Annotated in this window: 2 protein-coding genes; one reads left to right on the top strand and one right to left on the bottom strand. The window is 48.0% G+C overall.

From position 1 onward, the window contains the following. The first annotated feature begins 470 nt into the window (after nucleotides 1-470). Entirely contained in the window at nucleotides 471-2273 is a 1803-nt protein-coding gene (locus O2S87_RS18390; protein ID WP_475410180.1) for a BCCT family transporter, read from the top strand. Nucleotides 2274-2503: 230 nt separating this feature from the next. On the opposite strand, the gene O2S87_RS18385 is transcribed toward O2S87_RS18390, so the two are convergent. Further along, a complete protein-coding gene (locus O2S87_RS18385; protein WP_475410179.1) occupies nucleotides 2504-2842 on the bottom strand; it encodes a universal stress protein in 339 nt (112 codons plus the stop codon). Nucleotides 2843-2883 lie beyond the last annotated feature (41 nt).

The raw sequence follows: 2883 nt of genomic DNA, 5'->3' as shown, positions 1-2883 counted from the left end.
CGCGATCGCTAGGTAGCTGAACTCGATTTTCTTTTCGACAACACTACTGAATCGGTTTGTCAATTTGTGCAGCGGTGTCTTCGGCCGATATCAGGTGTCGGGTGGTGTGGAATTCTTAGACAGGCTCGTATATGATCGCTAAACTGTTTAGCTAGATTTCAATAAATGTAAAATCAGGGTGTGAAAACACGATTTGCTTCGGCATGTGGGCCAAAAAAGATCCTTACGTTGTATATCTGTTGCAATAAATACACCATCAAAAGCTATATATGAATTGCAACTATCCCACTAATCGAAGTTCGACCACAATACACTAAATCATCCGTCTGGTTCGGATGTAAGAGACAGATCGAACTGACTGAACCAAACTGGGCTCTCCAAGCCTACTGACAGTGCCATAGCATCCTAGTTCGATTTGAAACTGTCGTATCGGCCGTTCAATACACAGCGAAATGGATACCAAACCAAATATGTCAAACAAAGAGAAAGAAGGAATTACAGAAGAACTGTTCCACGCAAATACGAATCAAAAAGCAGGTGAAAACAATTGGCAGGGATACGGATTCGATGTCAATCCACCAGTATTCCTCATCTCTGGTGGTTTCATTATATCATTTATACTCTTCACGCTCGCATTCCCAGACCAGGCGACATCGGTATATTCGGAGATGCGGGTCGGCGTATCAGATTACTTTGACTGGCTTTTCATCATGGGCGCTAACATATTCTTGATATTCATGGTGTATCTTGGAATCAGCAAGTACGGAGTGATACGGCTCGGTGGTGTCGATGGTGAAAAAGAGTTCAGCGATATCTCTTGGATCGCGATGCTGTTTAGTGCAGGTATGGGAATCGGACTTATGTTCTACGGTGTCGGCGAGCCTGTTTTCCACCTCTTCGATCCGCATCTCGGCGCGGAGGGCGGAACCGAAGCTGGTGCGGAGGCTGCCATGGCAGTATCGTTATTCCACTGGGGAATCCATCCGTGGGCGTTTTTCGGGCTAGTTGCCCTCGGGCTCGCGTTTTTCTCGTATAATCGTGGTCTCCCGCTGACATTCCGGTCGATTTTCTATCCATTACTAGGCGACCGGATATACGGCTGGCCAGGACACGTAATCGATATTTTCACTGTCTTATCGACTGTGTTCGGTCTCGTAACGTCACTCGGCCTCGGAGCACTCCAGATAAACGCAGGACTCTCGTTTGTTGGCGATGAAGTTGGTGCCTTCCCTGCAGTCCCAACCGAAACCTGGGTTACCGTCGCGATTATCGCAGTCGTGATGGGGTTATCAGTTATTTCAGTCTACCTCGGTCTTGACAAGGGAATCCGACGGCTTAGCAATTTCAATCTCGCGCTGATGTTGATCCTCATGTTCTCGGTGTTTCTCCTTGGCCCCACGCTCTTCATTCTCGGGGCGCTGCCACAAGGTGTTGGTGCCTACTTAGGGAACTTTTTTGAACTATCATTCTTCGGAAACGCATTTGACGGTCCGTATTTCGCGGGATCCGAATTCTACGGATCTGGCGGCGAGGGTGAGGGTAATTTCCTTGTCGACTGGACAGTGTTCTACTGGGCCTGGTGGATTTCATGGTCGCCGTTCGTTGGAATGTTCATCGCCCGGATCTCGAAAGGGCGAACAATCCGAGAGTTCGTTGGCGGCGTCCTGATGATCCCCGCCACGCTTTCTGTCGCGTGGTTCACAGTGATGGGTGCAACAGCACTCAATTTTGAGTTGAGTGAGGAAACAGCAGGAGTAATCAGTGATCCACTGTTCGAAACCGGTGAGGAAATCGCGATGTACGGAATGTTCGACGCAATGCCGGGAACAGTGATACTGTCGGTGATGGGAATTATACTCGTCATGTCGTTCTTCGTGACGTCCTCTGATTCTGGATCGTTAGTTCTAGAACACCTCAGTAGCGGTGGTAAACACAAAACCCAGACTACTGGCCGTGTCTTTTGGGCTTCCTCTGTGGGCCTTGTTGCGATTGCATTGATTGTCGCTGGGGGCGAGGGGGCTGTTGAAGCACTTCAGGCAGCAGCCATCACCAGTGGACTCCCGTTTACAGTAATTCTGTTGATCATGATCTACTCAGTGTTGAAAGGCCTGCAACATGAGTATCAAATCCTTGAATCCGAGGAGTTCGCTAACACTATAGACGACCTCAAAGACGACAATGAGATCACTTTGGCGACACAGAGCAGCGAATTAGTTACGCACATCAAGCCTAAGAGCAAAACAGAAAACGTCGTCACAACCAGCGATGACTGAGACGAATTAATTCAACGCTGCCAATGGCTATCCATGCGGTAGCGATCGGTTGCAACTGAATATCAGTGTATACCAAATCAGACAACGGCTACGCACTCAGTGTATAGATCGTCTCAGTTACTGTTATTGATTGTAAGACGAAGGCACATATTGTGGTAATACGTAGTGGGTGCTGCGCATATGATTCAGTACAGAAAATGGACGATTGGCGAGAGAATTACTAAGACGACTTAACGACTGTCACAGGCTTCAGACACATCCGCATAATCTTCTCCGAAGTGGATCCAAAATATTCTCATGGTTCCGTGTCCACCCTCGCCGACAATGACTGTGTCAATGTCTTCTGCTTCTGCGTACTCAACAACGTTCTGTGCAATCTTACCGGTTTTGACCACACCAACGACCTCAAGACCTAGTCCTTCAGCACGCTCAACAAGGTCGCCGATAATTTCCTCACCGAAATGTCGATATTCTTTATTTCTTTCTGTCTCGTTTCGAATTGATAAACACTCCGAGTAGACTATTCGCCAGAGCTCAGCGATACCTCTGCAGTACTCGAATAACGCCACCTGTTCTCTGATAGGAGAGCCGTCTGAGAGGACTTATTTCC

Source organism: Halohasta sp. A2 (assembly GCF_056175805.1).
This window is presented reverse-complemented; position numbering and strand designations above follow the sequence as displayed.